15 protein-coding genes, 3 rRNA genes and 1 riboswitch are annotated in these 22,973 nt (G+C 44.3%); of the genes, 5 read left to right on the top strand and 13 right to left on the bottom strand.

Features of this window, described 5'->3' with window-relative positions:
* Complete coding sequence (locus HXT46_RS00470; RefSeq protein ID WP_004138403.1) at positions 1–1,272, bottom strand: ABC transporter substrate-binding protein; 1,272 nt, start codon at positions 1,270–1,272, stop codon at positions 1–3.
* Between the two features lie 207 nt (positions 1,273–1,479).
* Positions 1,480–1,605, bottom strand: a complete 126-nt coding sequence (locus HXT46_RS00465; RefSeq protein ID WP_004112878.1) for a hypothetical protein — start codon at positions 1,603–1,605, stop codon at positions 1,480–1,482.
* A gap of 463 nt (positions 1,606–2,068) precedes the next feature.
* Here HXT46_RS00465 and HXT46_RS00460 point away from each other — a divergent pair, with 463 nt between their 5' ends.
* Positions 2,069–3,331, top strand: coding sequence for an MFS transporter (locus HXT46_RS00460; RefSeq protein WP_004138411.1), 1,263 nt, complete (start codon positions 2,069–2,071; stop codon positions 3,329–3,331).
* A gap of 44 nt (positions 3,332–3,375) precedes the next feature.
* Here HXT46_RS00460 and HXT46_RS00455 read toward each other — a convergent pair whose 3' ends face one another.
* The 4 genes from HXT46_RS00455 to HXT46_RS00440 are packed head-to-tail and all read right to left on the bottom strand — an operon-like array spanning position 3,376 to position 6,732.
* Positions 3,376–3,900 carry a hypothetical protein gene (locus HXT46_RS00455; RefSeq protein WP_004113747.1) on the bottom strand — a complete coding sequence of 175 codons (525 nt, stop codon included), beginning with the start codon at positions 3,898–3,900 and terminating at the stop codon, positions 3,376–3,378.
* Positions 3,901–3,927: 27 nt separating this feature from the next.
* Positions 3,928–5,139 (bottom strand): ABC transporter permease, encoded by a 1,212-nt coding sequence (locus HXT46_RS00450; protein ID WP_004118109.1) that lies wholly within the window; start codon positions 5,137–5,139, stop codon positions 3,928–3,930.
* A complete protein-coding gene (locus HXT46_RS00445; protein WP_032836407.1) occupies positions 5,123–5,833 on the bottom strand; it encodes an ABC transporter ATP-binding protein in 711 nt (236 codons plus the stop codon). Before HXT46_RS00445 ends, HXT46_RS00450 begins: the two co-directional genes overlap by 17 nt.
* Complete coding sequence (locus HXT46_RS00440; protein ID WP_004138420.1) at positions 5,830–6,732, bottom strand: efflux RND transporter periplasmic adaptor subunit; 903 nt, start codon at positions 6,730–6,732, stop codon at positions 5,830–5,832. Before HXT46_RS00440 ends, HXT46_RS00445 begins: the two co-directional genes overlap by 4 nt.
* Before the next feature lie 476 nt (positions 6,733–7,208).
* Here HXT46_RS00440 and HXT46_RS00435 point away from each other — a divergent pair, with 476 nt between their 5' ends.
* The 3 genes from HXT46_RS00435 to HXT46_RS00425 all read left to right on the top strand — a co-directional run bounded on the left by HXT46_RS00435 (position 7,209) and on the right by HXT46_RS00425 (position 9,570).
* Positions 7,209–7,880 (top strand): response regulator transcription factor, encoded by a 672-nt coding sequence (locus HXT46_RS00435; protein ID WP_004113741.1) that lies wholly within the window; start codon positions 7,209–7,211, stop codon positions 7,878–7,880.
* Entirely contained in the window at positions 7,877–9,037 is a 1,161-nt protein-coding gene (locus HXT46_RS00430) for a hypothetical protein (protein WP_004138458.1), read from the top strand. Before HXT46_RS00435 ends, HXT46_RS00430 begins: the two co-directional genes overlap by 4 nt.
* A 161-nt stretch (positions 9,038–9,198) precedes the next feature.
* A complete protein-coding gene (locus HXT46_RS00425) occupies positions 9,199–9,570 on the top strand; it encodes a hypothetical protein (RefSeq protein WP_004112863.1) in 372 nt (123 codons plus the stop codon).
* 180 nt (positions 9,571–9,750) lie between these two features.
* Here the strand turns inward: HXT46_RS00425 and HXT46_RS00420 are convergent, their stop codons facing one another.
* The 6 genes from HXT46_RS00420 to HXT46_RS00395 all read right to left on the bottom strand — a co-directional run bounded on the left by HXT46_RS00420 (position 9,751) and on the right by HXT46_RS00395 (position 19,614).
* On the bottom strand, positions 9,751–10,164 hold the full coding sequence (locus HXT46_RS00420) for a transcriptional regulator (RefSeq protein ID WP_004113737.1): 414 nt from the start codon (positions 10,162–10,164) through the stop codon (positions 9,751–9,753).
* A 591-nt stretch (positions 10,165–10,755) separates the two neighbouring features.
* Positions 10,756–12,453: a bifunctional hydroxymethylpyrimidine kinase/phosphomethylpyrimidine kinase gene (locus HXT46_RS00415; protein ID WP_004112854.1), complete on the bottom strand. Its 1,698-nt coding sequence runs from the start codon at positions 12,451–12,453 to the stop codon at positions 10,756–10,758.
* A 5-nt stretch (positions 12,454–12,458) separates the two neighbouring features.
* Positions 12,459–13,976 carry a hydroxyethylthiazole kinase gene (gene thiM, locus HXT46_RS00410; protein WP_004112852.1) on the bottom strand — a complete coding sequence of 506 codons (1,518 nt, stop codon included), beginning with the start codon at positions 13,974–13,976 and terminating at the stop codon, positions 12,459–12,461.
* Positions 13,964–14,056, bottom strand: a riboswitch (TPP riboswitch). (Overlaps the previous gene by 13 nt.)
* Positions 14,057–14,367: 311 nt before the next feature.
* Positions 14,368–14,484, bottom strand: a 5S ribosomal RNA gene (gene rrf / locus HXT46_RS00405).
* A gap of 168 nt (positions 14,485–14,652) precedes the next feature.
* Positions 14,653–17,713: ribosomal RNA gene (locus HXT46_RS00400) — 23S ribosomal RNA — on the bottom strand.
* A gap of 373 nt (positions 17,714–18,086) precedes the next feature.
* Positions 18,087–19,614, bottom strand: a 16S ribosomal RNA gene (locus tag HXT46_RS00395).
* Together the 16S, 23S and 5S rRNA genes form the textbook arrangement of a ribosomal RNA operon.
* A 568-nt stretch (positions 19,615–20,182) precedes the next feature.
* On the opposite strand from HXT46_RS00395, the gene HXT46_RS00390 reads away from it, so the two are divergent.
* The gene (locus HXT46_RS00390) at positions 20,183–20,965 is read left to right on the top strand and encodes an SIR2 family NAD-dependent protein deacylase (RefSeq protein ID WP_174142996.1); all 783 of its coding nucleotides are present in this window, start codon (positions 20,183–20,185) and stop codon (positions 20,963–20,965) included.
* A gap of 28 nt (positions 20,966–20,993) precedes the next feature.
* On the opposite strand, the gene HXT46_RS00385 is transcribed toward HXT46_RS00390, so the two are convergent.
* Positions 20,994–22,937 carry an alpha-glucosidase gene (locus tag HXT46_RS00385; protein ID WP_421786019.1) on the bottom strand — a complete coding sequence of 648 codons (1,944 nt, stop codon included), beginning with the start codon at positions 22,935–22,937 and terminating at the stop codon, positions 20,994–20,996.
* Between the last annotated feature and the right edge of the window lie 36 nt (positions 22,938–22,973).

Below are 22,973 nucleotides of genomic sequence, written 5' to 3'. Positions count from 1 at the left end.
TCAGCCTTTGGCAATCACGTCGTTAACTGCCTTTTCAGCATTCGCAAGCGCTTCGTCAACACTCTGCTCTCCAGCGAAAGCCTTCTCCACAGCCTTTGCAAATTCAAAGGAAATCTTTGGATACAATGGCGTATTTGGACGTGTATGAGCAATCTCCATTTGTTCCACAAACGGAATTAAACGAGGCTGTTCCTTCTTAACCCAATCCAAATACTTATCAGACTTTGCAACACTCTTCGTTACAGGAAGCATGCCAGTCTTTTGCGACCACTTGATCACCTGTTCTGGCTGCAAGAACCAGTTCAAGAATTCGCCAGCAGCCTTGGCACGAGCGTCAGAATTATGGAAGACGATTGCTTGTTCACCACCGAGATTAGTCGCTTCCTTGCCATCCTTTGGATGAGGAGCTTTCGCTACACCGAAATCAAATGGTGGATCTGGCGCCCAGATGCCAACCATCCAGCTACCTTCCTGAGCAGAACCACCCTTGCCCTTTTCAAATTCGCCCCACTTAGCATATGGGCTCACGCCACTCTTGATGAGATCCATCCAGAAGTTCATAGCCTTCTTGCCTTCTGGCGTATTGAATGCAGCCTTAGAATTATCCTTCGTCAAGAATTCGCCGCCAGCTTGCCACAAGTTGACCTGGAAGTTCCAAGTTAAACCTTCTCCGTTATCTCCTGCTTGAGTAAGCAAATCATACCCTGGCTTGCCCGTCTTTTCCTTGATCGTCTTTGCAACTTTCTTCAACTCATCCCATGTTTGTGGTGGTTTGTTAGGATCTAACCCAGCTTCTTTATAAACGTCCTTGTTGTACATGTACGCAAGATTATTGGCAGTAACTGGCACAGAAACTTGTTTGCCGTCAATATGACCATAGTCAATCAATGCAGGAGTCACATCATCGAGCGTTTTCGAGCTGATAACCTTAGAAAGATCAGTCAAATTGCCCATTTTTGCAATCTGTGGCACCCATACCAAATCACTTATAGAAATATCTGGCAAGCTCTTCGACGAAGCCGATGCACGAAGCTTCGTCATAAAATCAGAGTTCGGGACGCTCGCAGTCTTAATCTTAATATTTTTATGCGAAGCATTAAAATCCTTCACCATTGCATCAAAGGTATCGGCATTAGCGCCATCCCAATAATGCCAAATGGTAAGCTGTGTTGAGCCATTAGCGTCGGATGATTTTGCACTACCACACGCACCTGCGCTAATAATCATTGCAGCAGCACCGATTAATGCACATATTTTTGTAAGTTTCTTCATTGTAACCTTCTTTTTATCTGCATATGTTAACTTGCACTCATTTTGCATTTAGAAAATGGGTGACGAACTATTCTCTAAAGCATCAGAAAACAAACTAGTAATTTTTTTATTCTTTGTTGTATGACTACATAACAAGCAAACAGTTTTTTAATTGCCGCAAACACTGGCTCATATAAATCTACATGTCATGTTCACACAGACACCAAATCAAAAATGCACGCTTGTTTCTACCTCCTCCCCTCCAACTCCGAAGACATTATCTTTAGATACCCACTGTTTGTCATCAAGCAATGCCTTAAATTGGAACTTTTTACCTTTAGGTATTCTTTCCATTTCAGTCTCCTTTGAACTGCAATGCTAAACTCTTGTAAATCAATTTACTACATTGTTAAACAAACGTCAATCCCTTAAAATAATTACACGTTATCTACTTGCCGCGCTTGCAAACGCTTCGCGACGCAATAAGCAAACTCTCCAGCTTCCTCTCCTACTATCGCCAGTAGTTATATATCTTGTTTGCAAACTGCAGCAATTCGAATCACGACACAAACAACAAAGCGCAAAAGTAAATACATTTCGGAGCATTTCGGAGTAAAACACCACAATAAACACAAAGAAAACCCAACAAAGCCATACGAGAGTAGGGCTCAGCACAGTTAAGAGTAGTTAAGAGTAAAACACTGCAATAAAACACTCATTTCACTCACAGTCCAGAAAAAGGTGTATATCAAGAGGCATATATCATTCAGAATATGAAAGACATTCATAACATGAAAGAAAGAAAAAAGAGAAGGAAATGAACGCTGCGGCACGGATTCGCACAACTCTTATTATTGCCGTTTTATCGCTTAATGCTTTTCTTATAACAAGCTGTAGATTTGGCGTAAGCCTATATCTTTTAATACATGTCGACTTATCTCACGCAGCGCTTAACGCAGTGTCCGTAGCACTTATGACCTGCATAGCAGCACCGCTTGGTGGAATTATCGCAGATAAATATCCACCAACTAGATTGTTTATAGCGCTAACGGTCTGTTTTGCCTTGTTGTGTACTGGATACGGTTTCGCTTTAGTAGCACAGCATAATCTTATTGCTATTACGGTTACACTACTCGGCATAATATTCGGATTCTTTACTGCATTTTCTTCGCCTAATCAAAAAGTATTAATGGCATATAGCGCGCCAACTGGCGAAAAAACCAAATTTTTAGCAAGCATGCGTATGTGGATTAATCTCAGCAGGCTTGCTGCACCTGCGATTACTGGCATACTTGTTGATATATGCAATCCACTCATTTTCTTTACGAGCATTGCTGTTGTGATGATACTAGCGGCGCTACCTCTACTGTTAGCTAATCTAAACCAGCAAGCACAAAATAGCTCAAACAATACGAAGACAGGAAGCAATAAAACTGCTGGTTTTGCAGCTTCTCTACACTATATGAAATCTACACCATGGTTAATAGTCTTAGGAGTAGTATCAGCATTACAATCAGGCTCATGGCTTGCTGCATTCAGACTAATGGGAGCACACCATTGTCTCACGCTTTTTCATTCGGCATCCACGTGGGGATCAATAGTCAGCATATTTAACATTGGCATGATTGTAGGTTCGCTATTATGCAAATACATTGTGCTACATTATGAGATTTTATACTCTATTTTATTACCTGGATTCCTTTCTATTCCTTTACTTATTTTCGCACTTAATAACTGGATTGCTCTTTTTCTTTGCTCTGCTTTCATTGCAGGTATTATTTTTGACGCAACTATTGTCTATGGGCAAACAGCTCTTCTCGATGGCATACCGACACACATTCTCGGCGCGACTACTACTTTTACTTCTATTATGGAGCAATGCGGCATTATCGTAGGGTATGCAAGCGTACTAGCATGGGGAAATCTAAATTCATCATTATTCATAATGATTGCAGCTGGCGTAATACTTGTTTCAACAGGTATAGCCTTATGGATTATTCAAGCTCGTAAACAAACATACCCATCAATGCTTACCAAAGATTATTGGACACCATCAACATGGGTAAAAAGAAGCATATAACAAGCTATTTAGCGCGTAAGCACAATAAAGCTATACAAATGCAATTACATCACAGGACAATTAGTTTGCACATCCTGTTGGAATCCTGACGGATCTCCTAGTTTTGCTTTACGCATGTGCTCTTTGAAAAAGTTTCGCGTTGCATCATCACAACGATCTGGACCCATAAACGGCATGCTAGGCACTTTTTCAAGCTCATGCAAAGCTTTACTTGCCGCTTGTTCATCACTAGCATACGTGTCTAACCATTGCCGTTCCCAAGCACACTGATAATAATTAGATGCTTGCGTATCACCATATCCACTCTGGAACTGAGCGTCTTTTTCTTCTCCAACCAAGTTTGCAGGAGCTTTATATTTTTCAGGCCAACTAAGCTTTGCCACAGATTCCTGATATTCCTTCTCTATATGAGCAAAATCAACAATCTCTCTCGGCGAACTATTTTGCGAGCGCGCGCCACCCATACCACTCGCATTATTGTTGCCTATTCCTCCACACGCATTAAACATAAGAAGCGCACTAAGCACACCAACAATAAGAGTTGCTTTACCAATAGTATGATTATTCATTATTCCTTCTTTCTTATTTTTTGAAAATTAACGCAATGCTAATGCTGGTTGTAAACGTGATGCTTTTATTGCCGGCACCACACTTCCAGCAAGCGCTGTAATAAAAGCCGCAATAACAGCTCCAATAGCGGCTTCATATGGGTAAACTGGCGGACTAACTGGGCTTGCTGCATCCCAAAAACTTGATGCTATAGACACAAGTCCAAAAGAAACAGCGACAGCAGCAATCGAAACTATCAGCGCTAAAATAATCGCACTTCCTAACACGAGTGAAGCAATAGACCATCTAGTAGCACCCAAGGCTCTGCGTATAAGCAGTTCATGTGTGCGCTGCTCCAACGATGCTAAACCAATATTGATTAAACCTAGCGCGGAAACAAAAAGCAATAATGCTGCTACGATAGCAAAACTTAATTGCAATACTGTTATAACATTCTCGTAATCATCACTATTATCATGTCTTCTAATTTCGTTTACTTGTCCACCACAACAGTCGTAAAGAGCATCTGAAACATAAGATTTAATTGATTTTTGAGAACGATTTTCTTTATTCAACCAGTAGATTGAGCCTTGAGCTTCTTTTCCAGAATATTCCCAAAGAGTTGGAGCATAACGTAATAATCCTAGAATATTCACGTATACTTTTGCTGAGTCTACGCCATCGTTCACAACTCCAACAATCCTTATAGGACTCATTTGTGTTGTTTTGCGAGAAGTAATAAATGCTACTTCACCAATCTTGTATCTTTTGCTAGCAGATTGGTTTACTACCATTTCTAATGCGTTGCTTTTAGCGCTATTACTAAACCATCTTCCACTTACAATAGGTAAGTTATAAACTTTGTTGTATCCTGCCGTAGTGTAAACAGCGTCAGCATATTGAAGATTGCCAGTCTTATATTCTTTGCTTATTTTTACACTCTTCGAGGCTGGCATAGAAGCGCTAAACAGTAGTCCAGTGTTTGTTTGTAGCATAACGTTAGCGTTACGGTTTGCGGATTCAATGCGATTTAAGAATTTGTTAAATACTGAATATTCGTCAAAATTTTGTGCTGAAAAAGTAATCTCGTATGTTGGTCTACGACCGTTTAGCTGTTCGTTAGTTGCAATAAGATAGTCCTTACCAACCGTGCCGATAAGCACTGACGCAATAACGGCAATGATGCCGATAAACATTGAAAAACCTGTGAGGAAGGATCTCATAGGAGACAGGCGCAAATCTTTAAGCAGCATGATCATAAAGAACACCGCCTTCCATAGTAAAAATGTGAGAGCAAGAACGAGCCACTTTCATATCATGAGTGACTAATAGTAATGTTGTTCCAGATTCTCGAACACGATCATGCAACACTTGAAGCACTTTTTCTCCCGTACTACTATCGAGCGCACCAGTTGGCTCATCGCAAATAAGTAATTCGGGATTAGTGACGAGAGCACGCGCTATCGCGACTCTCTGCTGTTCACCGCCTGATAGCCTTCCAGGGTATTCGTTTAGTTTATCTTGCAATCCAACATCACATAATGCTTCTTCTATAGTTTTTCTTCTTTTCTGCTTGCTTTGTTGTAGTCCTGCGTATAAAAGCGGCAACTCAACATTTTCTCTAATGCTTAAATGCTTAATAAGCGAATAGTTTTGAAAAACAAAACCAATATTTCGAGCGCGCATATGCGATACTGTAGCATCACTACACTTTTGGATTGATTTGCCAAAATAATAGTATTTTCCAGTAAAATTTTTATTCAAAAATCCAATAATAGAAATAAGACTTGTTTTGCCGGAGCCAGACCTGCCAACTACCGCGTATGTTTCACCTTGATTAAGTAACATAGAAGCAGAGTTGACAGTGGTAAGCCATTCGCCATTGCCTAGTTTTACACGCGCTGACACGTCTTGTAGTTCAACCAGCGGAACAGTATTGTTCTCCATAATCATTGCACTCCTGGAATGAGATTAGGAGAAACACCTGCTACAACATCACCCTCATGCAAACCAGACGTAATTTCAATATTAGCGCCGTCACTGATTCCAAGACCAACTTCTTTACGCTCCCAATTATCGCCTTTCTTGTATGATACTAAGCCTTTTTGGACTCTTCCAGCAACCGCACTAACAGGCAGAGTTAGAACCGATTGTTTATGCTTGCCATTAAAAACAAGCGTCGCATTTTGACCTGATTCTACTTCTGTGCTTTTATCTATTAAACACGTTAAAACTTTTGACGATACACTGGGTTTACTTTGCGCACTCGACTCATCTGTTTGAGTTGAATCAGCATTATCATTCTTGCTACTACCCGAGGCTGCAACATCGGTAGAAGTTCCACCGCTTTGTACTATTTGCAAACAATTTGTTGGTCCAACACCGTCTTCAACTTGGAAGCGACCTTTAACATCTGCAATATCCGCAGAACGAAGTAAAGCTTTTGCGTTAAGGCTTATTGAAAAACCTTCATATTTAAGAGTAAATAGCGGGAAAGATTTAGGCACGTCCGCAGATGATTCAGCCACTGACACAACTTTAGCGTTTACTGGAGCAATAACTTTGTTACCAGCATTGTAGCCTAAAATACTTCCAGCTTTTACAGCACTTCCTGCTTTTACCGATGGAGAAAAATTCCCTCTACTTACAGCAGTGATAACAAAGGTAGACGATTGTTCTATTGTTGCTTTACCCGACACAACTTGTGTTAAAGGCTGTTTTTTGACTGAAACAAGTGGAACTGAATCGTGTTGTGCTTGCTGTTGACTATTATCAACTGCGCTACCAGAGCATGCAGTAAGCAAACACACTGGCATAGCAGAAAGCAAGAGTACTTTCGTAAACTTACTCATAACACAAATCTCCTTACTCGCCAAACTCGTAGACACATAGTATGCGTCGAAACAAGCCTCTCAAACTGATCCAAAATAAATAAAGTGCTTGATAATGCTACAATTAATGCTTTTATGATTGACACTTTATTGAGGATTTCAGCTTTTGCTTAATAGCCTATAATCGCCGTAAAGAGTTTGCATCACACTAAATGATGATTTTATTTATGATTTTTGGAGCTTGCGTAATACCAGAGAATGATTTGTTTTGCATAGAGTTTATATGTTACTGAACAATTTATTTGCTTATAACCTCAACCACATTGTGATTGAATCACTAAACTTTAAGCGAACTTATTCGCTGCGGAGTAACCCCCGTAAGCTCTCAGTGCCTACCTTTATAAGATTACCTTTGTAAAGGTTTTCCTAGACAAGATATTCATCATACAAATTCAAGTACTATTATTACTTAAATAATGCTTTTCTGAAGGAGCAATATGATAGCAAAGCATATTACTGTTGGCATTGTTGATGATGATTGTTTTTGTCTACACGGCCTAAAAACATATATTGAACAGGTTGTTCCGTCCTGCAGTATTTGCTGGTTATCCGCGTACGCCGATCAAGCAATTCAATTTTGTCAAAATCAATGCCCAGACGTGCTGCTAATTGACATGTATATGTCTGGGGTTTCGGGAATTAAAATATTATACGAATTGCGAAGAAGATACTCACTCCCAATAATAATTGCTATAACTTCATTCCCTATAAACGATTATGCTTTAAAAGCATCAACAGCAGGCGCGCAAGGCATTGTTGGAAAGAACCACCCAGAAACTATTTGCGCCATGCTTAGCAGTATTGCCAATGGCACGTTCAAGCCACAAATAATAGGAGATCTTCATTTTGACGACACGACGACAGCATTTCAGCGTTTGCAAAATAAGCCAAAAAATGGACGCCTTGCTTTAACGAATCATGAGACTGAAATTATAAAGTTGTGCAGTAAAGGCATGACTAATGCGCAAATCGCCAAACGTTTATTTGTTGAAACTTGTACTGTGGAAACTATCCTTCGTCGCGTGTTCAAAAAATTGAATGTGACAAATCGTTCACAACTTATTACTACATGGCTGCATGATGAATATTTAGGAAATGATACACAATGATTATTTTCTTAATGCGTCGTTTACGAGAAAAGCTTATTGACAATAAAACATTTTTACTATTGGGATGTTTGTCGAGCGCAATGGATGCATATATTTACTCAAATAGCGACAATAGCACAATACAACTTGTCATAGTTTACATGATTCTTGCTGCTATAAATCTGTTTCTTTGCTTGCTCCCGCATTTTATGAGCATGTGCTATATTTTTGTACATCTCAGCATTCTTGTTATTCCTAGTCTGAATCTTCCACCAGTAACTTTCGGGCTCATCATATCATTTGTTTTTATTTCGTATTTATATCCGATTCAATTCACACTACCTTTATTCTTAGTAATAGATGCATTACACTACGTTGCATACCGATACCTATCAACTTTGTCTTTCAAGTATCTTATTGCTTACCTTTTAATAAATATATTTTGCGTTTGCACTGGTATTATTTTGCGCATTTCTCACCAAAAAATGGTTCTTTATGAAAAAGATAAGCAAACAATTAATAATCTTCATCTGGCTGTGCGAATGCACGATAGATTAACTAATAAGATTGCAGATATTGCACTACAAAGTAAAATAGCATTACTTGACAAGTCTATTTCTAAAAAACAGCGAAGTGCTATTGAGGCAATAAATGATTTGGCAGATCAGGCTTTTGAAGAAGGACATAATATTATCGACATTCTACGTGGAAATACTGCTAAGCAAGATGCTCGAAGCGAGTTCATTCAGCACATTGAAGATACACTACAAATGAACGACTCAATCAATACATCTTGTGGATTAAAAGGAAGATCAATATGCAACATATCTAGTAACGATATCCCTGAAGACATTAGCGATGAAATCATCTGTGAAGTTATTGAATTAATCGAAGAACTATATTTGAACATGCGAAAATATGCTTCTTTAGTTTATTACATCAGAATTTCGATACGCGAAAAACAAATTGTTATAAAACAGTTCAATGTTCGATTTTTGGGCGGGAAAAGTAAAGATGCAATTCGCTCAGTATCTCAAAAAGGACTTCTGCTTCATCGCGATACCATAAAGCATTTAGGCGGTTCACTCTATTTTCGAGCCTTTGGTAAGTATTGGGAATGTAATGCAGTTATTCCTTTCAAAAATGAACATAACTGTATAGATAGTATGGCTTACTGATTCAGTTTAAAAGATTAATGAATCTTAAGCAGTTTTAGATAGTAATTATTTGTAAAGGTTTTCCTAGACAAGATATTGTTTACCTTTTAGCACGCCATTAATTTATAAGTTGTAAAGGTTTGATATACACAATTATTTTCTTGTATTAGAAAGAGAAGAATATGAGTAATTTAGAAGATACAAAAGCACAAATTCCATCCGTATTTTGGACAATAGCCAATGGCGTATTTCTTGCTAGCGGAATCGCGCTGATTGTAATGCGTAATGATTATCTATGGGGAGTGCCTCAAATTATCGCTGGATTATTTGGTCTTGCAACCATGTTTCTAATTAAAAAACCGTGGTGCGCGCAACTATATTTTATAGTATCTTCACTAGCCGTAATAGCAAATGGTCTTATGGAAATATTCGGCATAATCCACGGATCTGGATACGGTTATGTTCCGCTGATTATTGGCATAATCGTGCTTTTATTTATAGGCCTTGACAAGGATGAAAGTTCAAAAGCTCTTGGAATTGCCAAGAATAAATAAAAGCATTAGACTGCGATTTTAACTTAAAAACATATCGCAATTTTCAAAGGTCAAGTTGTAGCCACACATCCTACGACTTGACCTTTACTTATTTATCCGCTATTGATTTGTTTTGCATAGAGTTTATACACTACTGAGCAACTTGCTTGTGCATAGCCCCAACCGCATTGCATTAAATCACTAAGATTTAAGCGAGCTTATTCGCTGCGGAGTAACCCCCGTAAGCTCTGCAACATCACGAACCGTCAATCCCTGATTCCTTAGTATACGAACTGTTTCACGCATAAGTATAGACGCTTCTTCTTGAGTTTTTATAGCTGCAGATTTTGCATCTAACATGCGCTGAAGCATAAGCTCATCTTGCTCACTAAGTTTCGGAGTTACTTCCACGCAATTGACTTTAACATTTAAAGTTGCAGCAGCATCTTTTACCATTGCTGCAACCTTATCAAGCCTACGTACTTGAGTAAATAATCCTGGTATTTCTGGCACTTCTATAGCCCACCAGTCATCGCATCTGCGAGCTATAGCAGTCACCTTTTGCAAACAATTTGTTGCATTATCATGCTCAGTAACACTCATTGCTCCTATCATGCCTGCAGGTTCCTTTCAAAATATCTAATAATGCTTCTAGCAGTAAGCTCATTTATTTCATTATGCCTCGGAACAGTAGTAGCCAATTCGCCAATGCAAACTTTGCTATGATTACCGCCCTCAGACCAAGTTATTTGTCTATTAGTACTTCTTGCAAGCTGATTGAGTTTTTTCTCCAACTCTTTTCGCTTCACACATATAAGTATATGCCTATTTATCAATTCAGTAAATAGGCATTGCATACAAAATCATCGCAAATGCATAACCGTCATTGAATGCAATTCTATTTGATATTTTCCAAAGTACTTTGAGTTTTGCAAGATAGGAAGATAGGGAGATATGAAAATGGGAAAATATGCAGATAGGAAAATTGACTAGCGAATTTAGGTAACTTTTACTACTCACGATTTAAGTCTTAAGCAAGGTCTTAAGCAAGTCACTTGTGCATCTGCGCTGCTCAGAAAATCAACAATAAATAAGAGACATGCGTATTATAAAAATGCGCTGACGCTTTTACTCATCTTCAAATCTTCTAGATTTTGTTAATAAAGACGAAGTCAATGCATCAGCGCTATCAAGCTATCAAACCATCTACCTCAATGCTCTATGAGCTTGATTAAAGAACTCATACTCGTAAATGCATGAAGTCATATATGCTTGAGCAGCAAGAATTCGAGCCTGTGGGCCAGCTTCTTCAAAAGCTCTCTCAACAAATTTAACTGCCATTCTTACTCCTGACTCAAAATCATTAGAAGAATACATTGAAATCCAATCATGATATGGGTTTTCAGGAGTATTATTTTTGACTAAAATTTGTCCCACTTCTTCATAAAGCCAATAGCATGGCAATATGGATGCAGCTCCAATCACGTAATCTTCTGCCATTGTAGAAGCAAGTAAGTGATTTACGTAAGCTAACGTTACTGGCGAGCAAGGCGCATCAATGCTTATATTTCTACTTCCAAGCCAATCTCTGTGCAACTGCGATTCTGCTTCTATACACATAGCTGCACCCGTAGCCCAATGCACTCCAGCTTCATTATCTGGCGTTTTAGCTCCAACAGCAGCTAGCGCGCGCGAGTAACGCTTCAAGTATTCGGAATCTTGACTTATGTAGAAAGCAAACAAGTCGGAGTCAAGCGTTCCATTGCCTAAAGCCTTAATAAATGGCATTTTCATAATGTTGTTATCAACATCTGCGCTAGCATCCCATAAAGCTTGAGTCCAAGGGCCACAAGGCTCCACCTTTGGCTTTCTAGCCTTGCTATGAGCTTTTACGACTACGCTTTGCGCAGTTAATCCGTCTAAGCCATTAGTTTGCATATGCTCCCAAGGAGTTGATGAAGAATCTAATTCCAAACGGTAATTACGAGCCGCATGATTCACAGGCCCATGACCTTTGCCAACATGCAAATCTTTACCGCAAGCAATAGCCTCATTAAGCCATCTTGACGACCATGCTAGAGCATCCGCTACTGTACTGTAATCACTAAGCTTCTTGCCTTCTCGCAACGCTAATCCTATGCGCGTAGCGAGCGAGGAAGATAGCGAGCAGCCCGTGCCATGCGTTGTTGTTGTATCAACCCTAGGGCAAGGAACGTGCACTCTGTGGCCATCTGGGAACACAACAGTATTACCAGCATCGTCGCTTGTTAAGTGGCCGCCTTTAACAATAACAATAGTATTGTTTTTTGCACTCCACTCGCTTGCTTGAGCATAAGCTTCTTCAAAATTAGATGCAGACTGTTTATCGCATAATACTGCGAGCTCAGGTATGTTTGGCGTAATAACATCCGCAAGAGGCGCAAACTCACGCATTGCATCTTCTGCAGACTTTTCAAGCAACCTATCTCCCGAAGTTGCTACCATTACTGGGTCTAACACAACAACAGGAACAGGATGATTCTTAAGCCAATCTTGAACTAGGCTAATATATGATTTGTCTCCAAGCATGCCGATTTTTACAGCATCAATAGTTACGTCATCAAATACTGCTTCTAGTTGCGCTTGCAAAAAGTCTGTTGGAGGAGTGTAAACTTCGCGCACACCGCAAGTGTTTTGAGCAACCAAATTAGTTGTTACACACATTGCGAATCCATGAGATGCTGTGATTGATTTTAAATCAGCTTGAATTCCAGCTCCGCCTGTTGGATCAGTTCCAGCAATGCTTAGCACTCGCGGAATAATTGGCTCTTCTAAAGATGGCAAGGAAGATGGCCTTAGACTTGAATCATATAATTTAGAAATTGATTGCAAAGGTGCTTGAGTTTGCGAAAATTGATTATTCATTATTTTTATTCCTTTGTAATAGCATCGCGTAATTTGTGTGCTTCTTCGCAAGGATTTTGCGCAAGCATTAGAGCAGATACTACGCATAAACCATCTATTGAAGTGCTTTTAATAGGAAACACGGTATTTTCATTAACTCCGCCGATTCCTAGAGTGCTAATGCCGAGTTCTTTAGCGCGTTTAGCAATCTTTTCTACTCCTTCAACTCCTAAAGCAGGAGCAGCGTCTGGCTTAGTGGCAGTAGGCCAAATCGGACCTATTCCAATAACATCTGGTAATGCCACATTTTCTTTAGCACATTCGTTATAAACGTAATCTAACTGTTCTAACTTTTCTATAGAAAGTCCAACCATCCACTCTGCAGGAATAGACTTACGCGCTTCAATATAAGGCGTGTCTGTTTGCCCAACATGCAAGTTGAACCCTAAGTTTTTAGCGCAATCTATACGATCGTCAACAAAAATCGGCACGTCTCCGCAACCATTAGCAAGCATTTTGTCTCGCAGGCTTTGAGCTTTATTGTTAAAAGTTTCGCTATTTGCGTACTTATCGCGCAATTGGACTACGCTTGCTCCGCCTTTAACGCAATCAACTGCAATATCTTCTTCTGCTCGATCACTCATCTTTGGGTCTGTTATAAAGTATAGAGACCAATCAACAGGATCGAGTTCAAATTCAATATTCGCTAATTTCAGCATCTCGTCTGCGCTCAAATCCATAAGCGCATCCATCCATAATTTTCTAAATGACCCTGGCAATGTTGAACGTTGCGCTGCCCAAGTTCCTGCTGCAGCAGCGTGTACGTGCGCGGCAACTGTTGCTGCAAAAGGTCGATTTCGATTTGCTCCAACGTATGCTGCCACCAACGCGCCAAGAGAGCAGCCCGTGCCGACTACTTTCGTCATTATTTCGTGGCCGCCAGAAACTCGTGCCGAGCATCCGTGCCCATAAATAGCGTCTTTTTCGCCAGAAATAGCCACTACCGAGCCGTAGCGTTTAACTAGCTTCTTAGCTGCTGCAACTGCCGAATCAACGGAATCTCCAGCGTCTACGCCTTTACCGCCGCTTTCTTCTCCAGCTAAGCCTAAGATTTCGGAAGCGTTGGCACGAATTACAGCAGGATGACTTTTAACAATTTCGCGCGCGTATTGCGTGCGTGGAGCTAAACCGCCAACTGCAACTGGGTCAAGAACCCATGGAGTGTGTGCTTTTACAGCTCCGCGAATCGCAGCATCCATAGATTCTTTGTCTACTGGCCTATACGTTCCAATGTTTACTAATACACCAGATGCGATTTGAGCAAATACTTCAGCTTCTTCTGCATCTACGACCATTGCTGGCGATGCTCCAGCAGCCAGCAGAACGTTTGCTGTTATTTCTTGAACAACATTATTCGTTACGCAATGCGTTAGCGGATTTTTTGCGCGTAAAGTTTCAATGCATTCTCGCACATCTTGCATGAATTGCTTGCAACGAGCATTAGTTGAGAATTCACTATTTTTAGAACACGACACAGTAGTCATGATTTTCCCTTCGCTAGTACTAACTAGATCAGGTTCAACGGGTATAATCTCAGCGCTTATGCGCACCCCGAACCTATGTTTGACTATATATGTTCGTTATGACGTTATTTATATGCGCTCCGACCTGCCTTTTCGCTTAGAGCGTAGCGCGAAAAGGTAATTCGGAGCGCTGAGCCGCTTAGCGTAGAAGCACGGTGTGCTTCTACGGCGGCGAAGACGTGAGCGCGCTTAGACCGCGCGAACGAGGACCTTCCATGTAGTGCGTTTGTATAACGACACGACGTAAATCAAGTACAATCGCACTACAAGAATATGAACGTGTTCGACGATAACCTAAACTTAAATAATAAAAAAGCGGGGAACAATCAAGTTCCCCGCTTATCAAAGAATAATGCGGCAGCGTGCTAGTCTCCCACACCCTATCGAGTGCAGTACCCTCACCGTGTCAGGCCTTAGCTTCCGGGTTCGGAATGGGACCGGGCGTCTCACCTGAGCCATGACCACCGCAAAACTAGATTATACACTCGCTTTAAACGAGCGGCAAATTGGCGGTTTGGGAACCGGACATGAACGCGAGCAAACAGAAGAAACAATCATCAAAATCAACAACTTAACCATAATCATGATCATTTAACACTCCATACTATCTAAGAGAATTAAACGATAAGCAATACAAGTAGTATCACAATCGCCCATTAGTACTGGTCAGCTCCACCCCTTACAGGGCTTCCACATCCAGCCTATCAACCACGTGTTCTACATGGGGGCTCACACACAAAGTGCAAGGAATGCTAATCTTGGAGCAGGCTTCCCGCTTAGATGCTTTCAGCGGTTATCCCTTCCAAACGTAGCTAACCGGCAGCGCCACTGGCGTGACGACCGGCATACCAGAGGTTCGTCCACCCAGGTCCTCTCGTACTATGGGCAGGTCTCCTCAACATTCCAACGAGCGCAGAGGATAGAGACCAAACTGTCTCACGACGTTCTGAACCCAGCTCGCGTGCCGCTTTAATCGGCGAACAGCCGAACCCTTGGGACCTGCTCCAGCCCCAGGATGCGACGAGCCGACATCGAGGTGCCAAACCATCCCGTCGATATGGACTCTTGGGAATGATCAGCCTGTTATCCCCGGGGTACCTTTTATCCGTTGAGCGATGCCACGTCCGTACGCCGGCACCGGATCACTATCTCCGACTTTCGTCCCTGCTCGACCCGTCAGTCTCACAGTCAAGCCCGCTTGTGCGATTACACTCAACACCCGATTGCCAACCGGGCTGAGCGGACCATTGAGCGCCTCCGTTACTCTTTAGGAGGCAACCGCCCCAGTTAAACTACCCGCCAGGCACTGTCCCTAACACGGATAACGTGTCGAGGTTAGACGCCAGATATGGAAAGAGCGGTATTTCACTGATCGACTCCACGCAAGCTAGCGCCCACGCTTCACAGCCTCCCGCCTATGCTACACGATCCACACCTAACGACAATACCAAGGTATAGTAAAGGTCCCGGGGTCTTTTCGTCCTTCTGCGCTTAACGAGCATCTTTACTCGTACTGCAATTTCGCCGGGCTCCTGGCCGAGACAGTGGGGAAGTCGTTACGCCATTCGTGCAGGTCGGAACTTACCCGACAAGGAATTTCGCTACCTTAGGATGGTTATAGTTACCACCGCCGTTTACCGGGGCTTAAATTCACCGCTTCACCGAAGCTAACGGATCCTCTTAACCTTCCGGCACCGGGCAGGCGTCAGAGCGTATACAGCGGCTTACGCCTTCGCACGCTCCTGTGTTTTTGGTAAACAGTCGCTACCCCCTAGCTTGTGCCACCCCCAACAGCTCCGCTTGTAAAAAACATCACCATCAGGGGTCTCCCTTATGCCGAAGGCACGGGAGTAATTTGCCGAGTTCCTTGGCCAGGATTCGCCCGATCGCTTTGGTATACTCTACCAGACCACCAGTGTCGGTTTAGGGTACGAGCGGAATCACACCTCACGTTGAAGCTTTTCTCGGCAAGCAGGATCACCGGAATCAGCCTTACAGCCTACCCATCACGCCTCAGCTTAAACATCCCCCGGATTTACCTAGAGGACAGCCCACACGCTTAGCCACGGAAAACCACCTCCGCAGCCGGCTACCTACCCGCGTCACTCCCACGCTAACCTACTACCGATACAGTCCCAACACTAAACCAGAAGAAAACCCCGAAAGATAATCAACCAGAATAACGAAGGTTAGTACTCTCAGATTCAGTTCGAACGGTGTAACACCGGTACGGGAATATCAACCCGTTCATCCATTCGACTACGCCTGTCGGCCTCGCCTTAGGACTCGACTCACCCGGGGACGACGAACGTGGCCCCGGAACCCTTAGTCATTCAGCGGACAGGATTCACACCTGTCTCTCGCTACTCATGTCTGCATTCTCACTCCCGTATAGTCCACGACAAGTTCACACTGCCGCTTCACCCCATACAGGACGCTCTCCTACCCCACATGAACTAAATCATGCAGTCGCGTCTTCGGTGGCGTGCTTAAGCCCCGCTACATTGTCGGCGCGGAACCACTAGACCAGTGAGCTGTTACGCACTCTTTCAAGGATGGCTGCTTCTGAGCCAACCTCCTGGCTGTCTATGCGACTCCACATCCTTTCCCACTTAGCACGCGCTTCGGGACCTTAGACGACGATCAGGGCTGTTTCCCTTTTGACGACGGAGCTTATCCCCCGCCGACTCACTGCCATGATAAACCTAACAGGTATTCGGAGTTTGGCTGCTATTAGTACCCGGTATGGGCCCGCAAGCATCCAGTAGCTCTACCCCCTGCAAGCAATAACATGACGCTGCACCTAAATGCATTTCGGAGAGAACCAGCTATCACGGAATTTGATTGGCCTTTCACCCCTAACCCCAAGTCATCCCCCCAGTTTTCAACCTAGGTGGGTTCGGTCCTCCACACGGTCTTACCCGCGCTTCAACCTGCTCAGGGCTAGATCATCCCGCTTCGGGTCCAGGACATGCGACTAAAACGCCTTTTAAAACTCGCTTTCGCTACGGCTCCCCCACCCGGGTTAGCCTCGCCACATACCACTGACTCGCAGACTCATTTTTCGATAGGCACGCCGTCACCCCACAAAGAAGGCTCCGACGGATTGTAAGCGCACGGTTTCAGGAACTATTTCACTCCCCTCCCGGGGTGCTTTTCACCTTTCCCTCACGGTACTAGTACACTATCGGTCAGACAGGAATACTTAGGCTTACCCAACGGTCTGGGCAGATTCACGCGGGATTCCACGAGGCCCGCGCTACTTGGGAATAAACATAAAAAGACATCGCGCAACCTGCTACGGGGCCATCACCCTCTACGGCTGGGAATTCAATCCCATTCACATAACACGACATTTTATCACTCTTCTCAACCCCGTCAGAGGCTGAACAGTCAATCCCACGACCCCGAATACGCAACACCTGACGGTTATCACACGTACTCGGTTTAGCCTGATCCGCTTTCGCTCGCCACTACTCACGGAGTATCCTTTCCTGCAGGTACTGAGATGTTTCACTTCCCTGCGTACCCCCCACAAAAACTGTGGTGACCACCCATAACAGTGGCCGGGTCTCCCCATTCGGAAATCCTCGGATCAAAGCCCACTCGGCAGCTCCCCGAGGCATATCGCAGCCCGTCACGTCCTTCATCGGTCCTGTCTACCAAGGCATCCACCATACGCCCTTACCAGTGATACACCAGTAAAAAGCCTATCGCTTAACTCTCTAGACAATAAATCATCACACTAAACGATCACAAAACGATCAAGCGACTCCACCAAAATGGAGCCGGTTGAAATTGATAAAAGTAAAAACAAGCAAAACCAAAAATAGTCTCACTATTCTTACTCGCGTCCACTATCCAGTTCTCAAACCACCAAACACCAAGAACACAAGCCAAAAACCAAAAAGCCTCAACCTGTAATCCAAGGGCCAGGACCGCAACCCCAAAAAAAGGGGGGTGGCAATCCGGGAACCCAAAAGCATGCCCAACAAACTCATCTAAAAACATTAACTATTGTTTTCCACACCAGTAACCACACTCAACCGAGCGTGCACAAAAACTCCGTAGAAAGGAGGTGATCCAGCCGCACCTTCCGGTACGGCTACCTTGTTACGACTTAGTCCCAATCACGAGCCTCACCTTAGACGGCTCCATCCCAAAAGGGTTAGGCCACCGGCTTCGGGTGCTGCCCACTTTCATGACTTGACGGGCGGTGTGTACAAGGCCCGGGAACGCATTCACCGCGACGTTGCTGATTCGCGATTACTAGCGACTCCGCCTTCACGTAGTCGAGTTGCAGACTACGATCCGAACTGAGACCAGTTTTAAGGGATTAGCACCATGTCACCATGAAGCAACCCGTTGTACTGGCCATTGTAGCATGCGTGAAGCCCTGGACGTAAGGGGCATGATGATCTGACGTCATCCCCACCTTCCTCCGAGTTAACCCCGGCGGTCCCCCGTGAGTTCCCGGCATAACCCGCTGGCAACACAGGGCGAGGGTTGCGCTCGTTGCGGGACTTAACCCAACATCTCACGACACGAGCTGACGACGACCATGCACCACCTGTGAACCTGCCCCGAAAGGAAACCACATCTCTGCAGTCGTCAGGCACATGTCAAGCCCAGGTAAGGTTCTTCGCGTTGCATCGAATTAATCCGCATGCTCCGCCGCTTGTGCGGGCCCCCGTCAATTTCTTTGAGTTTTAGCCTTGCGGCCGTACTCCCCAGGCGGGACGCTTAACGCGTTAGCTCCGACACAGAACCCGTGGAATGGGCCCCACATCCAGCGTCCACCGTTTACGGCGTGGACTACCAGGGTATCTAATCCTGTTCGCTCCCCACGCTTTCGCTTCTCAGCGTCAGTAACAGCCCAGAGACCTGCCTTCGCCATTGGTGTTCTTCCCGATATCTACACATTCCACCGTTACACCGAGAATTCCAGTCTCCCCTACTGCACTCTAGCCCGCCCGTACCCGGCGCAAACCCACCGTTAAGCGATGGGCTTTCACACCAGACGCGACGAACCGCCTACAAGCTCTTTACGCCCAATAATTCCGGATAACGCTTGCGCCCTACGTATTACCGCGGCTGCTGGCACGTAGTTAGCCGGCGCTTATTCGAAAGGTACACTCACCAAAAAGGCTTGCTCCCAATCAAAAGCGGTTTACAACCCGAAGGCCTTCATCCCGCACGCGGCGTCGCTGCGTCAGGGTTCCCCCCATTGCGCAATATTCCCCACTGCTGCCTCCCGTAGGAGTCTGGGCCGTATCTCAGTCCCAATGTGGCCGTCCGCCCTCTCAGGCCGGCTACCCGTCGAAGCCTAGGTGGGCCATTACCCCGCCTACAAGCTGATAGGACGCGACCCCATCCCATGCCACTAAACACTTTCCCAACAAGACATGCGTCAAGTTGGAGCATCCAGCATTACCACCCGTTTCCAAGAGCTATTCTGGAGCATGGGGCAGGTTGGTCACGCATTACTCACCCGTTCGCCACTCTCACCAACCAGCAAGCTGGTCAGATCCCGTTCGACTTGCATGTGTTAAGCACGCCGCCAGCGTTCATCCTGAGCCAGAATCGAACCCTCCACGAAAAACTTCAATGAAGAGCCAACAAAAGGCTCCAATATAAAAGAAAAAGACGAGACATTCTTTAAGGAAAGAACATCCCAACAAAAACCTCACCATCATTTAACCATCTCTCAGGCACCCCACAATCCGTGAGGCTGACAATGAACTGGCAATAATTAACTAATAAGTAGTACAGACACGCTCTTGAGTTCTCAAACCACCACCACACCAGCCGGCCCATCAACCTCAACCGAGGAGAACCAGCCGCGCTGAGCAGCAAGAGATAAACTTACACCAAACCCCACCAAAACGCAAACCAACACCAAACAAACACCACAAAACCATTGAAAACAAGCCAAAACATCGGCGTGTCGAAAACAGCAAAAAACCACAACAAACCACCACAACCACCAACACAAAACCAAAAACAACCCAAAAAACAAACAAAAAACCATAAAAAACACAAAACCCTGGAGTGTCGCGCAAAGCAATCGAGCAAAATAATCAAAATACACAACGCAAACAACGTAAACAAAATATATGCATACAACATGTGTACGTGCTATGCGTTCGCGTGCTATATATAGGTATATGAGAAATAGCGAGAAAAACAGCAAGAACAACTCACACAATCACATTGTGGCTCTAACAGGCGCCGGAATATCTACAAGCGCTGGCATTCCAGACTTTCGAGGCCCAGATGGAGTTTGGACTAAACACCCAGAGCAAATGAGTGTTTACGATATAGACGCGTTTTTAAGCAGTGAAGAGGAACGCATTTACTCTTGGCGCTGGCAAAAAGAGTCGCCAGTTTGGAACGCTCAGCCAGGAACAGCACACAAATCGCTAGTAAAACTTGAAAAAGCTGGGATGCTGGACTTAATCGCCACTCAAAACTTTGATGCGCTTCACGAAAAAGCTGGAAACAGCCCAGATATTGTAGTGAACTTGCACGGAAGCATTGGAACATCGCATTGCATGAGCTGCCACGCTAGCTACAATACAGCCGACATTATGCGCGACTTAGACGCACACCCAGACCCACATTGCAGGCGCGCGCTGCCGTACCGCGGAAATATGCCTTGCAATGGTCTTATAAAAACAGACGTTGTATATTTTGGAGAAGCACTTCCCGAAGGTGCAATGGAACGCAGCGCGCAGGCGATTATGCACGCAAGCGAGTTGTGGGTTATTGGCTCCACGCTAGAAGTGTTTCCAGCTGCAAGCCTTGTGCCGCTAGCCGCTCGCGCAGGAGTGCCGATTACAATAATAAACCTGGGCGCTACGCAATACGATTATTTGGCAGAGCGCATAATACGCGAAGATATTGCGAAAGCTCTGCCAAAATTAGTAGACGAAACTATTGCAAAGTGAATATTACAAAGTGACTATTTCAAAATAATTATTGCAAGCTAACAGCGATTCCCTCCCAAGGCGCAAGCGTGCCATTTTTAAGTGATTTAAGAGCATGATCCGCGCTGTAGGTAGAAATCATCACATCATCATACGATACGCCATTAGAGGCGATATTACGCAACAATTCGGCACTTTGAGCAGGTATTGCCACAGACGAATCCGTCATATTTACCATTACGAGCAGCTTCTTTATCGAGACAGAGGAAGAATCGCCAGCAACCGCGCTTGAAGAACGCACACCATTCTCAAGACCTGCCTCATCTGCCTTAGCATTCTCACAAGTCTGCTCAACCTTCCTAATAAACGCGTAAACACACTCATCATCCGCATCAATCAAATTCCAAGAACCAGCCGAAACAACAGGCTGCAAATGACGCAACTCAATCAAACGCTTGTAGAACGAATAAACAGAATCCGAATCTTCCATTTGCTCAGCAGCGTTAATATCTACATAATTAGGATTCACGCTAATCCACGGCTGTGCATTATTTTGCGACGGAACATTAAAAGGCATGAATCCAGCATATTTAGACGCATTCCATTGCATAGGCGTTCGAGAATTATCGCGACCGCGCTTTGCGAGCGCATCCATCATCGACTCAGCCGACTGAATATGCGCTTCTTCTACGCGCTGCTTAAACATATTTAACGCTTCCAAATCGCGATACTGCTCGAGACTCGTAAAGTGCGCGTTTGTCATGCCAATTTCTTCACCCTGATACACGTACGGAGTGCCGCGGTGCATGTGCAAGAGCATTGCAATAGACTTAGCGGAAAGCACGCGCATCTCATCGCTAGCCTCACTACCCCAGCGAGAAAGCGCACGCGGCTGATCGTGATTATTAAAGAACAGGCTCGCCCAACCAGCCTCGCTAACTGCCTGCTGCTGATCTGCCATTGCGCGCTTTAATGCCGTCAACTTAAGAGGAATAGGATTCCACTTAGTGCCATTTGCGCAATCAACATTAACTTGATCGAACAAGAAGAGCATGTCTAGCTCACCATTAGCAGGATTTGTAATATAAGTGTTTCGATGCGCGGAAATTCCAGGAGCCTCGCCAACGGTTAAGAAACCTTCGCGACCCTTGAAAACCGCTTCGCGCATCTCGCGCAAAAACTCGTCTAAACGAGGGCCGTCGGAGCAGAAGAAATACGGAGAAGAGTAGCCGTCATCGCCTGCTGGCGCATCTTCAATCTGCGAACCGTATTCTCCAGGTAAACGCCCTTCGCTATCTACGCGCTTAGAAATTTGCGTAATCACATCCATGCGGAAGCCGTCAATTCCGCGATCCATCCACCAATTCATCATCTTGTACACGGCAGCGCGAACCGCAGGATTTTCCCAATTCAAATCTGGCTGCTTTGGCGAATACTGGTGGAAGTAATATTCGCCGCGCTTTGGATCGTAAGTCCACGCGGAACCGCCGAAATACGAACCCCACTTATTTGGCTCAGCACCCGGAGCCCCAGGAACGCAACCTTTGCGCGCTGGCCTCCACCAATACCAGTCTGCGTAATCGCTAGAAGCATCTCTTGAAGCCTGGAACCAAGCATGCTCGTCGGAAGTGTGATTTACTACCAAATCCATCACAACTTTAAGACCGCGTTTATGCGCTTGTGCCAAAAGCTCATCCATATCTTCTAGAGTGCCAAAAAGCGGATCAATATCTTGATAATCGGAAATATCGTAGCCGTTATCGTCTTGCGGAGACTTGTAAACAGGGCTAAGCCAGAGCACGTCAACGCCTAAATCAGCCAAATAATCAAGACGCGAAGTAATGCCCTTCAAATCGCCTATTCCGTCGCCGTTAGTATCTTGGAAGCTTCGCGGATAAATCTGATACACAACTGCATTTGCCCACCAAGGGTTTGGTGTAGCCCCATTTGTGCGCACGGATTCTGGCAAGTTCGCTTTGTCAAAAGTAGTCATTTAATCCCCATTAATTTACGTTAATAAGTATTTTTA

The organism is Gardnerella sp. DNF01204 (assembly GCF_049244145.1).
Taxonomy (GTDB): Bacteria; Actinomycetota; Actinomycetes; order Actinomycetales; family Bifidobacteriaceae; genus Bifidobacterium; species Bifidobacterium vaginale.
The sequence above is the reverse complement of the archived record's forward strand: the minus strand, read 5'-3'. Positions and strand labels throughout refer to the sequence as shown.